Annotated in this window: 10 protein-coding genes and 1 rRNA gene; 5 read left to right on the plus strand and 6 right to left on the minus strand. The window is 40.1% G+C overall.

Translation table 11 applies throughout. The annotated features are described in order from the left end of the window. Positions 1-7 precede the first annotated feature (7 nt). Entirely contained in the window at positions 8-3,724 is a 3,717-nt protein-coding gene (dnaE, locus tag K6D58_RS07840) for a DNA polymerase III subunit alpha (RefSeq protein WP_296829388.1), read from the minus strand. A 54-nt stretch (positions 3,725-3,778) separates the two neighbouring features. On the opposite strand from dnaE, the gene K6D58_RS07845 reads away from it, so the two are divergent. The 3 genes from K6D58_RS07845 to K6D58_RS07855 all read left to right on the plus strand — a co-directional run bounded on the left by K6D58_RS07845 (position 3,779) and on the right by K6D58_RS07855 (position 6,856). Then, on the plus strand, positions 3,779-4,783 hold the full coding sequence (locus tag K6D58_RS07845) for an FAD:protein FMN transferase (RefSeq protein WP_296829391.1): 1,005 nt from the start codon (positions 3,779-3,781) through the stop codon (positions 4,781-4,783). 76 nt (positions 4,784-4,859) lie between these two features. Next, entirely contained in the window at positions 4,860-6,662 is a 1,803-nt protein-coding gene (locus tag K6D58_RS07850) for a hypothetical protein (RefSeq protein ID WP_296829392.1), read from the plus strand. Next, positions 6,659-6,856, plus strand: a complete 198-nt coding sequence (locus tag K6D58_RS07855) for a hypothetical protein (RefSeq protein WP_296829395.1) — start codon at positions 6,659-6,661, stop codon at positions 6,854-6,856. The genes K6D58_RS07850 and K6D58_RS07855 overlap by 4 nt, the downstream gene beginning before the upstream one ends. 20 nt (positions 6,857-6,876) lie before the next feature. On the opposite strand, the gene K6D58_RS07860 is transcribed toward K6D58_RS07855, so the two are convergent. Then, complete coding sequence (locus K6D58_RS07860) at positions 6,877-7,272, minus strand: acyl-CoA thioesterase (RefSeq protein ID WP_296829398.1); 396 nt, start codon at positions 7,270-7,272, stop codon at positions 6,877-6,879. 3 nt (positions 7,273-7,275) lie between these two features. After that, positions 7,276-8,802, minus strand: a complete 1,527-nt coding sequence (locus K6D58_RS07865; RefSeq protein WP_296829401.1) for a DUF5312 family protein — start codon at positions 8,800-8,802, stop codon at positions 7,276-7,278. Positions 8,803-8,957: 155 nt separating this feature from the next. Between K6D58_RS07865 and K6D58_RS07870 the strand changes: the two genes are divergently transcribed. Next, positions 8,958-11,240: a peptidase U32 family protein gene (locus K6D58_RS07870; protein ID WP_296829404.1), complete on the plus strand. Its 2,283-nt coding sequence runs from the start codon at positions 8,958-8,960 to the stop codon at positions 11,238-11,240. Positions 11,241-11,338: 98 nt separating this feature from the next. On the opposite strand, the gene K6D58_RS07875 is transcribed toward K6D58_RS07870, so the two are convergent. The 3 genes from K6D58_RS07875 to K6D58_RS07885 all read right to left on the minus strand — a co-directional run bounded on the left by K6D58_RS07875 (position 11,339) and on the right by K6D58_RS07885 (position 14,596). Next, positions 11,339-12,247 (minus strand): hypothetical protein, encoded by a 909-nt coding sequence (locus K6D58_RS07875; RefSeq protein WP_296829406.1) that lies wholly within the window; start codon positions 12,245-12,247, stop codon positions 11,339-11,341. Positions 12,248-12,384: 137 nt separating this feature from the next. After that, positions 12,385-12,867 carry a single-stranded DNA-binding protein gene (locus tag K6D58_RS07880; protein ID WP_296829409.1) on the minus strand — a complete coding sequence of 161 codons (483 nt, stop codon included), beginning with the start codon at positions 12,865-12,867 and terminating at the stop codon, positions 12,385-12,387. A 331-nt stretch (positions 12,868-13,198) separates the two neighbouring features. Further along, complete coding sequence (locus K6D58_RS07885; protein ID WP_296829412.1) at positions 13,199-14,596, minus strand: MATE family efflux transporter; 1,398 nt, start codon at positions 14,594-14,596, stop codon at positions 13,199-13,201. A gap of 501 nt (positions 14,597-15,097) precedes the next feature. Between K6D58_RS07885 and K6D58_RS07890 the strand changes: the two genes are divergently transcribed. Continuing rightward, positions 15,098-15,186, plus strand: a 16S ribosomal RNA gene (locus K6D58_RS07890); the annotation flags it as partial.

The following is a 15,186-nucleotide window of genomic DNA, read 5'->3' on the forward strand; positions in this document are numbered from 1 at the left end:
TTAGAAATTATTCCACCCAGGCATCTTCAACCAGATCAAGGTCTTTGACACTCTGTAAAAAATCCTCACTTGAAGGTGTAGTCATTTGAGGATTAGCTTTTACTATGTAAGAAGTATTGTCCACGTTTACATGAAAATATACTGAACAATTACCCTGAGCGCCAATTAAAAAATCCTTAATTCTGCTTATTTCCTGAGGATTGGAATATTTAGAGCTGTCGATTTTTATGTGGAGCTGGGAAAATGACTTCTTTTTAAGGGTCTCTATATTTTCCATTGAATCTACAAGGAAGCCTGCTCTTTCGGAATCTCCGTCTGCCCTAAGATCAGCTTTTCCTTTAAAGGCGTAAACCTTGCCGTCTTCCAGAACGGAGTGGAGCTGTTCCCATATATTAGGGAAGAAGGTTATGTCGATTTCTCCCTTAAAGTCTGCAAGTTTTGCAAAAGCCATAGGTTTTCCTTTTTTGGTTACGATTGAACGTAAACCCTGAAGCATTCCTATGGCAATGTAGCTTGAACCTGCATTACGGGCCTGCCATGGATTTCCATTTGAAGCAATGGCGTCCTTTAAGGCTTTTGTTTCTTTTGCAGCCCTCATAATTGTTTCACTGTTAACCGTAGCACTGGCTTCGATTATGTCCCTCCAGTCATCAAGAGGGTGTCCGGAAACGAAACATCCTATGAGTTCTTTTTCCATGTTAAGAAGTTCCATTTTTGGCAGTTCTTCTACTTCTTCCCACTTAAAGTCTGCAAATTCCTTAATTCCGGCTTCTTCAAAAAGACTTACCTGGCCGTTGTCAGCTCCCAGATGTTTTTTCTGTTCGTATTCAATGGCACGTTCGTAGTTTAAAATAAGGGTAGCACGGTTTTTATCAAGCTTATCAAAGCCTCCTGTTTTTATGAGGACTTCAATTGCTTTTTTATTTACGGCAAGCTTTGCACCAGGTCCCTTTTCTTCTTCTCCGGCTGGTAGTTCATCCTTAAGGAAGAGAACCCTGTCCAGAAAATCAATAAAGTCTTTGTAAGGGCCGTTTTTTTCTCTTTCACGGACAATTGCTTCTGAGGCACCGTTTCCCATTCCCTTGATACCTCTAAGACCGAACACAATATGACCGTCTACAACGTCAAAGTCTGAATCACTTCTGTTTACATCCGGAGCGTCTACAGGAATACCCATACGGCGGGATTCTTCTATATAAGCAGGGAGTCCGTCTGTAGAAGTAATTTCGTTTATCAGGTTGGCAGCCATAAATTCAGCAGGGTAGTTTGCCTTTAACCAGCCTGTACGGTATGCAAGTACCGAGTAGGCTGCGGCATGGGACTTGTTGAATCCGTATCCGGCGAATGGAATCATGATGTTAAAGATTTCTGCAGCATGTTCCTTTGTAAAGCCCTGTTTTACGGCTCCTTCTTCAAATTCAATTTGTTTTGCAGCCATTACTTCCGGCTTCTTTTTTCCCATGGCACGGCGAAGCATGTCTGCTCCACCAAGAGAGAAGCCTGCAATTCTCTGAGAAACCTGCATAACCTGTTCCTGGTATACCATTACACCGTAGGTTTCTTTAAGGATGCCTTCAAGACATGGGTCAGGGTAGTGAATGGTTTCTGGTTTCCATTTACCGTCAATATAGTTAGGGATGTAGTTCATTGGTCCCGGACGATAAAGGGCGTTTAAGGCTACAAGGTCTTCAAGTTTTTCCGGCTGAAACTGTCTCAGGATTTTCTGCATTCCGGGGCTTTCAAACTGGAATACGGCAACAGAATCACCTCTTTTAAAGAGGTCAAAGGTTTTCTGGTCAGTTTCGCTTACCTTATCACAGTGGAATTCAGGTTCACCTTCTTTTCTGTGCTTGTTAATGATTCTTTCTGCGTAACGAATAAGGGAAAGGGTTTTAAGTCCCAGGTAGTCAAATTTTACCAGGCCGCAAGGTTCAATAATATCCATTGTGTACTGAACGCCTACTTCTCCGGTTTTAGGATCCTGAAAAACCGGTGCCCAGTTAGGAAGGGCTGTAAGTCCGATAACCATACCTGATGCATGAAGACCTGTATTGCGGTTTACGTTTTCCAGTTTTTCGGCAATGTTAAAGAGTCTTTCGTATTTAGGGTCGTGTCTGTAAGGAGCCAGCTGTCCGCCCCCTTCAGAAGCAGGAAATTTCTTTGTTTCTTCAAAGGCGTCTATAAGTTTAGCCTTAGGAGAATCAGGAACAAGTCCTTTAAGCATGTTTACTTCACTTAGAGGAATATTAAGGACACGGCCTACGTCGGCAATAACCTGTTTAGGCTTTAAGGTACCAAAAGTAACGATATGTCCAACCTGAGGATCTCCATAAAGATCTCTTGTATGCTGAATAATGTCCTGTCTGTAGTCAAAGTCCATGTCAACGTCAAAGTCCGGCATGGATACACGTTCAGGGTTAAGGAAGCGTTCAAAAATAAGCTTAAAGCGGAATGGGTCAATATCCGTGATGGTAAGACAGTAGGCTACAAGGGAACCTGCACCGGAACCACGCCCCGGACCAATAGGAATATAAGGCTTAGGTCTGTCATTAACATTGTCGTAAGTTGATTTAGACCAGTTGATGAATTCCCATACGATAAGGAAGTAGCCGGAAAAGCCCATTTTAAAGATAATGCCCAGCTCGTACTCAGCCCTCTGACGGATTTCAGGAGTAATTTCCGGATATCTTGCACGAAGACCCTTTTCTACCAGGTAACGTACATAGTCATCCTGATTTTTTGTATAGTCTTCACCATGAGTCTGGAATTCTTTAGGAAGTTCAAATCGTGGAAGACAGTCTTTAAGTTCCTGAGTTTTATACTGATGAATTGTAAGGTTGCACATGTTTGCAATCTTAATTGTGTTTTCTATCATCTCAGGGTAGTCAGGAAAGAGCTGCCTCATTTCGTTTTCTGTTTTAAAATACCATTCACTTCTACCTTCACCCATAGTCTGGTGAGGCTGATCAAGAAGCTGCTTAAAGCCTATACATCTTAAGGCATCCTGGGCTTCGGCATCATCTTTTTCTACATAGTGAATATCGTTTGTTACAACCATAGGGATATCCAGTTCCCTGGCAAGCTTTATAAGCATTGGTGCAACACGTTTCTGGTCTTCAAGGCCGTGGTCCTGAAGTTCAATATAGTAATGGTCAGGTCCAAAAAGATTTTTATATTTAAGGGCAACTTCCCTGGCTTCGTCATCTCGTCCGGCAAGGAGAAGCTGGGGAATTTCACCCTGAATGCAGGCACTGAGACAGATAAGTCCTTCGTGATATTTTTCAAGGAGTTCCCAGTCAATACGTGGTTTTCCGCGGTAAAGACCTTCTGTAAATGCAATGGAAGAAAGCCAGCTCATATTTTTATAGCCGGTTTCGTTTTCACAAAGAAGAATCAGGTGAAAGTAGTGGCAGCCTTTTCCATTTTTTCCGTATGGGGCGTCTTTTTTTTCGTTATGGCTTCCGTAGGCAACGTAAAATTCTTCACCTACAATAGGATTAATTCCGTTTGCGTGGCAAATATGTTCAAAGTTAAGTACACCAAACATATTACCGTGGTCAGTAAGGGCCAGAGCCGGCATATTGAGTTTTTTAGCTTTTGCTATAAGTTTATCCAGTTTTGCACAGCTGTCCAGCAGGGAATAGTCTGAATGGACGTGAAGATGTACGAAATTTGATACGGGTGTACCCTCTGGAGCAGGGTCAAAAATGTGAATATCTGCCATAGTTTATCCATTATAGCAGTTTTTAATTTTGAATTCATCTGTTACACTAAAAACATGAAAAGTAAATTTATGCTTCTTTTTGCAGTAATTCCTCTTTTCTTTTCCTGCAAAGAAAAAAAGGAAGCGTCACTAAGTTTTATGGCTATGGATACCTTTATGACTCTAAAATGTCAGGGTGAATATCCGGAAGAAGTTAACCTTCAGGTTAAGGAAACCATAGAAAGTCTGGATCAAAGCCTTTCAGTTACCCTTCCGGGTAGTGATTTTTACAGGCTTAATTCTGCAGAAAATTTTCCTGTAGAAGTGGGGGAGGATGCAGTAAGTCTTTTAAATCTTTCCGTTAAATATTCTGAATTAAGCAGGGGTGCTTTTGACATAACCCTTTATCCTGTAATGAAGGAGTGGGGCTTTACCAATGGTAATTACCATGTTCCCGCTGCAGAAACAATAGAATCCCTGTTAAAAAAGGTTGATTATAAAAAGATTAAGACTCATGGAAATTCTGTAACTCTTGAAAAAGGCCAGATGGTGGATCCTGGGGCAATTGGTAAGGGGCTTGCAGGAGATAAGGCCATAGAGATTTATAAGTCAAAGGGTGTAAAGTCAGCCATGGTGGATTTAGGCGGTAATATTCAGCTTTTGGGAAAGAATCCCCGTGGAAGGGACTGGCTTATAGGTTTAAGGAATCCCTGGGGAGGGGAGCCTGTGCTGGGATTAAAGGTACATGATTGTGCAGTAATAACCAGCGGAGGTTATGAAAGGCACTTTATAGCTGATGACGGAAAGAAATATATTCATATTTTTGATCCGGAGACTGGCTGTCCGGTAGATAATTCCCTGGTGTCTGTAACAGTTGTGGCAGATACAGGAGCTTTTGCAGATGCTTTAAGTACTGCTCTTTTTGTAATGGGCCAGGAAAAAGCTCAGTCATTCTGGAAGGAACACGGAGATTTTCAGATGTTAATAATTACCGAAGACAGAAAGTTGATTTATACCGCAGGGTTAAAAGACAAAATTATCATTCATGAAGATTTTTCTTCTGTTCAGGTTCTTGACTGATATAATGACTTATTCTGCATTTACAAAAAAGCTAAAATAGTAGAAAATTGAATTGAATCGTAAGAGAGGTTTCTTAATGTCATCTGCATTGAAGACATTGTTAAGTCTTTTAATATCTATTTTTCTCACCCTGGGCTGCATGATTTTTGTTTTTGCAGGGGGAATAAAATTTATCGAAGTTAAGTTTTATGAACCAAGGGTACTGGAAAATATAAATGACAGACTTAAAAATGTTGATGCCAGTTTTGCTGAGTATGCTTCAGAAATAGAAGAAAAAGCCAGGGCTTACATTGCAGAAGAAAGTGTTCAGTCTTATTTTCAGAGGGAAGTTCCGGAAAATACCGGTGTTGAACGTACTGATATTACAGGCCGTTTTTTTGAAAGTAATCCGGGGCTTGAAGGAATCAGGCTTATAGAAAGCGAAGGTAAAAGAATTCATTACAGTTCTTATCCTGATGATGTGCTTCGTGAAGATGATGAAGTTATTTCCTACAAAAACTATGATGTAATTAACGAAATTGAATATGAACTTGCAGAAAGTAATGCCACTGCAGAAGAAAGGATTCATATTTATTTTGACGGCTCCCGTAACAGGGTAATATTCAGCCTGCCTTTTTTTGATGAATTTGAAATATTCCGGGGCAGTTTTGTATTTTATTTTTCCGGAGATGATTTTACCCGCTATCTTGTAAACCATGATGTTGTTTCCCTTAATGCAAGGGGTGTTATTGTTGACGGCAAGGGTTTTGTTTTCTCACTTCCTGTTGTGGGCAGGGATATTCTTCTTGAGCAGATTTCCCAGTGCTGGAAAAGAAATGTTACAGGAACGGAATCTCTTGTAAGAACTAACGAAGATACTCTTGTTCTTGTAAGCAGGGCCGGAGGAATTTTCTGTGGTGAAATATCTGCCGAAAGTGACTTTATGTTTTCTGACGGCGAAAAAACGCTGCTGATTGTAAGTATTTTTATAACCCTTTTCCTTGTAATTTTTATAATCTTTAACCTGCGCCATGATGATGCGGTTGTAATTGATAACAGAATAAAAAAGTTTCAGTATTCCCTTCTCAGAGAGTACATAGACCGTAAGGATAGTGCAGACTGGGCTTTAATGGTTAAGGATATTTCCCGCCGTAAAATGGAGCTTAATGGAGAAATTAAAAAAAGCCTTGGTCGTCGTGGAAAACTTTATAGTGAACAGATAGATGCCCTTCTTGATAAAAGCTGGGCAGAAGTAATGGGAGCACTTGCTGCCGCCTCTGGTGCTGTAGAACTTGCATCAGAAAAAGTAAGTCCTGTTGTTACTGAAGAAGAAGATTTAACTCCTGCTGATGTAGAAGAACTGGAAGAGATTCCTGAAGCAGAAGCAGTAGAAGATCTGGAAGAAGCAGAAGAACTGGAAGAGGTCGAAGAATTAGAAGAGCCTGAAGAGCTTGAAGATGCAGGTGAGCTTGAAGAAGTAGAAGAGCTGGAAGATGCAGGAATTTCTCAGTCTCAGCCTCCAGTACAACCACAGCCTGCAGTATCATCACAAACTCCAGTACAGCCACAGAAAGATGTACAGGCTCAGCCTGAATCTGGTGCAGCTTCCGGAGAAGAGCTGGAGGAACTTGAAGAACTGGAAGAACTCCCTCAGGAAAATCCTCATCCTCTTCCACAGGAACGTTTTGAGCCTGTAATTATAAAAGAACAGACCCTTGACGAATTCAGGGCAGAAAATGTTCTTGAACAGGTAGATAATTCAGAAAATGAAGATATGAAAAAACGCCGCATGGAGTCTGAGCAGAAGTTTTCTGTCAGTCCTTTGGATTTTACCGATTTGGATACAATTTCTGGTGAAAAATCTTTTGAAACTGCCGATATGGATAATACACAAAAATGACAGAAAAAAAGGATTTAAAAACTATGAACACAGTTTACTCTTCACGCGGACTTTTAAGCAGGGCAACAGAAATAAAAAATGCCGCCATTATTCAGAATAAGGACGGCATTGCATCTATCAACAAGGATTTTCACCCTGACATGGATAATATTGACCCGGACTTTAAGCGCCTGGTTGATTCAGTTTTACGCTAATCATTTTTTCAAAAAAAGAACTAAGGACGTAATCCCTCAACAATGAATTCTGCCGGTAATCTGGCAGGTATTCCTCCAGTTTTTACGCTTGCCCATGTAACGTCAGCTTCAGCACAGACTGTACCATCTTCCTTGTGTACAATCTGATGAAGTGTGCCGCTTACAGCTCCAAGCTTTACAGGGGTTGTGTCTATTATGATTTTATCATTAAGAAAAGCAGATGCTTTGTAATGAATGTCCACATGAGTTACATAAAGGGAGTAGCCTTCCTTTACAATCTCATTGTACTTAAAGCCAATCTGGTTAAGGTAATCCATTCTTGCAAATTCAAGATAGTTCAGGTAAACGGCATTGTTTACATGAGAATAACTGTCGCATTCGTATGAACGTACTGTTAAGAAACTGGAACATGTCATAATTTATTCCTCATCAACTTTAATCTGGAAATTCTGTATAAGCTGAACAAATCCAAATATTTTTTTATAAACACTTACACACATTTCCTTAAGGCGACCTTCTGCAAAATGATCAAGATCCTTCCAGTTAAGGAGAAGTTCACTTCTAGGCATTTTTACAAAGTCTTCAAGAAGCATCTTAAGGTTTCTGTCAAAAATTATAAAATTCTGTACTGCAGAAATAATGCACTGGGCAGCCATGTTGTTTGCATCTTTAAGTGTTGTCTGAATTATTCCCCTGGAGTCCTTGTCGCGGTCAGCCCTTGGAAGATGAGTTTTAATCTTTATACCCCAGTCTGCATTTTCTTCCATGTGATTATCAAGAACAGTAATCTGATCGTTTATCTCAAGAAGTTTGTGAAAAGCTTCACTCATTGGTGTGCTCATCTGCTGGTTAGACCATTCTCCACGAATTACAAGAATGTCGGAAATTTCACGCACTTCTTTTTTTGTGTACTCAAGGAGGAACTGTTTAAGGTAGCTCAGTGGTACAGCATATTTATATGAACCAATCCCTTTGCGTTCAAGAATATCACAGTTTGAATCATTATAGTTTTTAAGTTTTGGAATGGCATTTGTTCCAAAAATCTGAGTAAGAAGGGAATCAACTTTACTTGCAGCCTGACGCTTTTTTATGTTTTCAAGGGCAGAGTCAGCCTGTTTTCGTATCTGGGACAGATAGTCATCTGCAATGTGAAGATCTTCAGTTTTATAAGTATCCCTGTAGGCAGGATTTGCAGAAATAAGCTGGAGCATCATTTCAAACACATGCCTGTCTTTAATTGTGCGTATCCTGCTGAGAATGCGTTTCCATAAGTTTGGTGCAATAATGTCACTTCCCTTTATGAATTTAAGAAGTTTAAATACATCATCCCAGTCTGCGTCAAATGGAAGCCCCCATGCTACGTCTATAAAATTCTTCAGGTCCTCAGCAATGTAGGAACTGTTAATGGCCTGGAATTTTGGCGGAGTAGAAAAGTTATGCTCCCTAAAACCGCTGTCAAATTTTTTGATTATAAAATAATAGTCGTAGGTACAAAGGTTCATCATAACAATGAGCTTTGTGTAAAGGGTATCGATTTTTGTAAACTTGTTATTGTCGAATTCTGAATTAAAGGCTTCGATGTCTTTTTTTACTTTTTCAGAAAGTTCCTTCAGGTCCATTTTTTTGCTGAAGTCATTAATTGCCTCTTCAGAAAGATTGTCTACAATTTCTTTCTGGTTGTCTGAAAGCATGGAGTTAATTACAACGTTTTTAAGTGCCTTTGGATTTGTTTCCTGAAATGCTTTCTGAGCATTGGACAGGGCCTTGTAAATTTCGTAGAAAAATTTTGCAAGAGCAGGTTCTGCTTCGTGGCTGCCGGACTTATAGAAGTGATACTTTGTCTTCTGGAGGCTTTTTGCAATGTTTTTCAGAATGCGCTTTTTTTGCGCTTCTGGATCATTTCCCCCAAAAAGAGAGGAAAACAGATTAGAAAAGAAACTACTCATATCAGATACTATATAAAAATTTACGGAACATTGAAAGTACATCCCTGAATGCGAGCTTTAACAGAAGGGCTTAACATCCCCTTTTTATGGCTGTCTATGATGCTGTTTTTTGCCAATACTTCTTTAACCCTGGAATATATGCTATAATAATCTTTATGTCAGAATTATTAGCTCCTGCCGGAAATCCGGAAGCATTAGATGCAGCAATCGGAGAAGGTGCCGATGCAGTTTATTTAGGCCTCAAAAGTTTTAATGCAAGACTCCGTTCTTCAAATTTTGCATGGAATCAGTTTGAGGGTGCGGTAAACAGCCTTCACAAAATGGGAAAAAAGATTTACGTAACAGTTAACACCGTATGTGAAGAATCAGAAACAGAACGCCTTTATCGTTTTTTAAATTATCTTAATAAAGTAAGACCCGACGGACTTATCGTACAGGACTTTGGTGTTATAAGAATGTGTCAGGAATTTGCCCCTGACCTTGAACTTCACGCTTCAACCCAGATGAATGTTTCAAGTGCAGCAGCAGCAAACCTTCTTTGCAAGCAGGGACTTAAACGTGTAGTTGTTGCAAGGGAACTGGGACTCGAAGAAATCAGAAACATTAAGGCAAATACAAATGCCGAAATAGAAATGTTTGTTCACGGAGCCCTTTGTGTAAGTGAAAGCGGACTTTGTCTTTTTTCAAGTTATCTTGGTGGAAAAAGTGCCAATCGTGGTATGTGTACTCAGGCATGCCGCCGTCTTTACAATGCAGAAATTCCAGGCTCTGTAAGCAGCGGATATTATTTTAGTCCCTGTGACCTTCAGCTCATAGATCATATTCCTGAACTTATGGAAGCCGGGGTAGACAGTTTTAAAATCGAAGGCCGCATGAAAAGTGCAGAGTATGTAGGTGCCGTTACAGCTGCATATCGTTTTGTAATGGATCACTACAAGGAAGACCGCAAGGGTGTAATTGCAGAAGGCAAACGTATTCTCAGTACAGACTTTGCCCGTTCAAAAACAGATTACTGGTATGGTTTTAAGAATATTGATGAAGGTGTAAGCAGCGCCGGAGAAAAAATCCTTAATCCAAAGCAGGCTGGTGGAACAGGTATTTATCTTGGAAAACTTGCCGTAACCAGGGAATCAACGGATTCAGAACGCAAGATTTCAGAAGCAGGCCGCCCTGAACCAAAAACTGAAGAAGAAAGAAGGGCTAACTTTATTCAGATGGCAGTAATAAAAGGCGGTTCTTATGATCCTGATGCAGGAGACAGTATCCGTCTTCATAAAAAAGATGACACAGGACGTGCAAGCCATAAAGTCAGGGTAATTACAACAGACGAAAAGGGTAACCGCTGGATAGACATTCCACTGGGCTTTTCTCAGGGAGACAGTGTTTACCTTTTGCAGACAAAATCCATGTCCAAGAGATACAAGAGGGTACTTCCTGTAGATCTTACTCCTTATAGAAAACAGCCGGGACCGGAAAGACTTCCTGTGCTTGATCTTACTCCACTTTCTAAAAATGAACTTAACTGGTTCCCGGAAGGTATTTACGTTCAGGTATCAACTGTAGCTGATGCTCATGTAGTTCAGGCTCTCCATCCGGTAAGATATATTCTCGAGCTGAATGCAGATACTGAGTATGATCTTCTTAATAAAGACACTGCAGAAAAACCTGTATTACCTTTCAGTAAAAAAATGGTAATCATAAGCCTGGATCCTTTTGTTCCTTCCGGAAAAGAAGCAGAACTCAGGCAGACTCTGGATACTCTTATAGAGAAGGGCTATACAACTTTCATAGCCAATAACCTTGCTCATCTTGCAATGCTTCGTGGAAAAAAAGCAAATGTAATTGCAGGTCAGTATCTTTACACATTTAACCGCTGGGCTGTAAGTTTCCTTGAGAATCAGAATGTAATGGCAGTAGAAACTCCGGTAGAAAATTCAGAACGCAATCTTGAAAAAACTTTTGAAAGCGCATCAGAGAGAAGCAGGGTTCTTCTGTCAGTATTTGCATATCCAGCCTTGTTCCGCTTAAGGTTCAAGCTTCCTTCTGCTTATGACTTTACATATTTCTCTGACAAGGAACAGATGACATTCAAAGTTAATTCAACTTCCGACGGTTCATTTGTAATGCCTGAATATCCATTCAGTCTTGTAGATAAAATGGTAAGCCTTAAGAACAGGGGATGGACACATCAGCTTATTGATTTCTCACGAACAAAAGTTACCCGCAGTGACATAAAGAACCTTATGACTCTTATGAATACTCATCAGCCGGTACAGGGGGGATCAAGATTTAACTGGAAAGACGGATTCTATGATCCGGAAAAAATCGAAGCTTACCAGCAGAGTGCAGCCCGCCGTGAACAGGAAGAAAAATCCGGTAACAGACGTCCTTTAAAAAACTCTTCCAGACGTCCTTCAAAAAAGAACAAGAGAAAATAAGTACCAGGTCGGTATGCAGGAGCTGTCATTACGTCATTTATCAAAAAGCGTAATGTAAACTCCTGCACACCGCCTCCTCCCTTTAATTTACAATTTTTTTATTCAGCAATTCTTGTAAGCGAAAAGTTTTTATCGCAGTAAAAATTCAATTTAATTTTTTTGTTAACGATATCTTTCATTACTTCAGGTGCTTCCGTAAAAGTAAATGTGGTATATCCCTCCTTGAACCTTCCTTCAGAAGAAAGAACAATCGTTGAGTATTTGCCTTCAACCATACCTTCCGGCAGATAGCTGCTTTTATCAAGAAGGGTTCCCTTAAAATGAGTTTCTTCAAACTCCGGAATAAGAATGTATTCCTTAAGGCTTTCCTTGCTGGTAAAGCTAAAGTGGTGTCCGTAAAGATTGTAGGTAAAATACTGGTCCGAGCCGTAGTAATTGTCACTTTTTGAAGTACGGAACTTACATGATGGTACATAGCTGAGATTAAGGTTTTCTCCCTCAAAAGTGTATTCAAAAGTGATGTAGTTAGAAAAATCTTTTTCAGTGATGCCCTTAATGTATTCCTGTGCAGAATCCGGTACTTCCAGACTTCCAAAGAGGCTGGTGTAAAGTCCCAGACAGTAGTGAAAATAATCTTCAGGATTTGTAAATTCCTGTCCCTCTTCAAAATAGCCGCAGCCAGCCATGTAAAGCTGATTTTTTGAATTATTCCAGCTGTAGTTATATCTTATGGCAGGCTGCCAGTCGTCAACATTTTCATTGTCAGAACGATTGCTGTACATAAGGACAGACTCTTCATCAAAAACAAAACGGGTATTATTCCCTTCGTAGATACGGTTTGCAAAAAGATTTTCTCCTTCAGTTTCAGGGAGTTCAGCCTTTTTAAGTTCAGCTTTTTCTGTTTCTGTTCCAGTTTCAGTCTCAGGTTCAGCACAGGATGAAAAGACTAGAGTTGTGCAGCTCATTAAAGCCAGAATAATTGAATTGATTGAAATATGGTTTTTCATTGTTGCTCCGGTAAATAAAATAAATGAATTCCCGCAGAGTCCCTGACTGGCAGCATCTGCTGACTTAAGCTCGGGCCCTGCAGGAAAAAAATTTTTAAATGATTCAGAGAAAAAAATGACTAGATAAATCCAAACATCTAAAAGTTTACTTCACCAGCCTCCTGTTCATTTTGTGCGGCCTGAGCAGCCTGGGCGAGCATGGCAAGCTTCTGTTTTTTGCTGGGACCGGCTGTTCCAAGGTCTGCTTCCAGAGCTTCAGCCTTTATTTCAGTTCCATCGTTATCCTTTTTGTTGAAATACTTAAATTCAACATGTTCTGCGATTACTTTAATCCTGCTGTTTTTCTTACCATCGTCACCAGTCCAGCGATCCTGCTTAAGCCTGCCTACAACCCGAATGCCTCTTCCTGTGGGACACCATTTTTCGCAGGCATCCGCAAGATTTCCGTAAGTATCGATGTCAAAGTAAGAAACTTCTTCATCGTTTTTACCTTCCCGGTTCTTAAAACGGCGGCTTACGGCAATAGGCACTGTACAAACCCTGAAGTTTCCGTCAAAAGTACGTTTTTCAGGCTGTCTGCAAACATTTCCTTCCAGAATAATCTGATTCAAAGCATTCATAACTCATCCCCGGCTGCAAAGCTGCAGCACAATAAAAATAGTATTTGTGAGGATAAAAAACGGCGCCGTGTTTTTCCCTCTGCTTATATATTTGAATCGTTTGACAAAAAACCACACAAATTTGCAAAAAAAAATGAAAAATTTTTAAAAAAGTTTAAAAGCCAAAAAAAATGCCCCAAAAATAAGGGGCAGAGAGCTTATACAGCAGGGAAATTTAAAGAAAACGGAAAAAAATTTTTCCAAACCGGGGGAAAACTTCAAAAAAATAAAAATTTCAAAAATATAAAAATTTCAAAAATATAAAAACTGCAAAAATTAAGACAATAAAAAATTACTGGCAGCGGCGGTATATCCTTATAAAATAAAGAACCTCTGCAAAAGCCGTTATGGCCCAGCTGACAGGAAAGAGTATAAAAAGCGACCTGACAGTCATAAAATGAGCAAATATTGTGTAAATCCATATAATCCTGAAAATACAGGACCCAAGAATTATTATCAGCGAAGGAACAGCAGTTTTCCCCAGCCCCCTGGAAGCAGAAGTAGTTGCATCCATCGGAGCAGAAATCCACATGGAAAGAGCCATTATTACAAGCCGGATATATCCCCCTTCAATAACGTCCCTGCTGCCGTTAAAAAGCCCGATAAACTGCCTGCCAAAAAGCAGAAAGATTCCGCCAAAGATTAAACTCACAATAGCCGCGTACCCCGTACTTACAAGATAGCTCTTAAGAATACGGTTCTTCTTTTTAGCCCCATAATTTTGTCCCGTAAAACTGGCCCCTGCAGTATAAAAAGCCGCCATACAGTCAAAAGTAATGGTTTCAGCATTATGAGAAGCAGCACATCCGGCAATAATGGCAGAATCAAAGTGATTCACTCCTACCTGAATAAAAATGTTGGCAACATAAAAAATTGCATTCTGAAATCCCGCCGGAATTCCAAGCTTTATAAGCCTTAAAAAAACATTCCTGGAAAGATGAAGATTCCTGAAATTAAGCCTCACATTCCCCATAAAACCGTCAGACTCCGGCAATGTACAGAATTTTTCCCCCTTACAAAGCACAAAAACAATAAGACCTGCACTTAAATACTGTGAAATAACCGTCCCCAGAGCCACACCGGCAACAGAAAGCTTCATAAACACAACAAAAAATATGTTCAGCCCAATATTAAGCACCCCTGCACAGGAAAGAATAATAAGAGGCCGCCTGGTATCGCCACCGGAAGTAAGAATTCCGTTTCCACAGTTGTAAATGGCAGAAGCAGGAAGGGCAATCATGTAAAGCTTAAAGTAAAGCACCGCATTATCCAGCAGCTCCGGCCTGGTTTTCATCAGAATAAGAATAGGCCTTGCAAACACAATCCCCGTAATCATAAACAAAATGCCGGTAATAAGACTAAAAATAAAGGAAGTCCCCACAGTTTCATCCAGCATTTTCTGGTTCCGGGCGCCAAGATAAAAAGCCGAAAGCACGTTTATACCGCTGCCAAGCCCGATAAGAAAACCCGTAAAAAGAAAAATCAGCATGGAAGTACTTCCAACACCGGCAAGAGCAAGTTTACCCGCAAAATGCCCGGCAACCATAACATCTGCCATGTTAAAAAGCACCTGCAGCATATTGGTAAACATAAGGGGCAGACTAAAAATCAGAATATTTTTTGAAATAGATCCACTGGTAAGACTCACAGAAGTATTCATGGCACCGTTATAGTGTTTTTCAAAAATCATTTGAAGCACCATTTCTACCCTCAACCTGCATTCCGGGGCTTACCCTCCCGGCCGGTCCTGCGGACGCGCTTTGCGCCCCCTCCATTCAGGGCTGGTATTAAAAATTCCAGTTTTAAAGATTTCAAGTAAGAAAAAATAAAAAAAATTTCGGATTTTAATAAATATTTGCATTTGTAATCCTTCAAAACCCCCGTAAATAAAGGCTTTTTCAGACATTAAAAAAAATTACAAAAAAAATTAAAAAAAATTTAAAAAGTTGTTGACACAAAATCGAATCGGATATATATTCTTCATCACTCAGCAACAACAGCTGAACAGCTTTTTGAAAGCATCAGGGACGGAAAGAACAGTAGAATAGATACGATGAATGTCAGCATAGCAGAGAAAGCCAAACAGAACGCCGGTCAGTAATAAAACTGCCGGCACCTGAAGATTTTCTTTTTAATGAAAAGCTTGGGAAAACTTAAGTGAGAATCTTTTGCCCTTCGGGGCTTTAGAATAATCATGGAGAGTTCGATCCTGGCTCAGAACGAACGCTGGCGGCGCGTCTTAAGCATGCAAGTCGAGCGGGATTATGTAGCTTGCTACAT

Source organism: Treponema sp., assembly GCF_024696245.1.
In the GTDB taxonomy this organism is placed as follows: domain Bacteria; phylum Spirochaetota; class Spirochaetia; order Treponematales; family Treponemataceae; genus Treponema_D.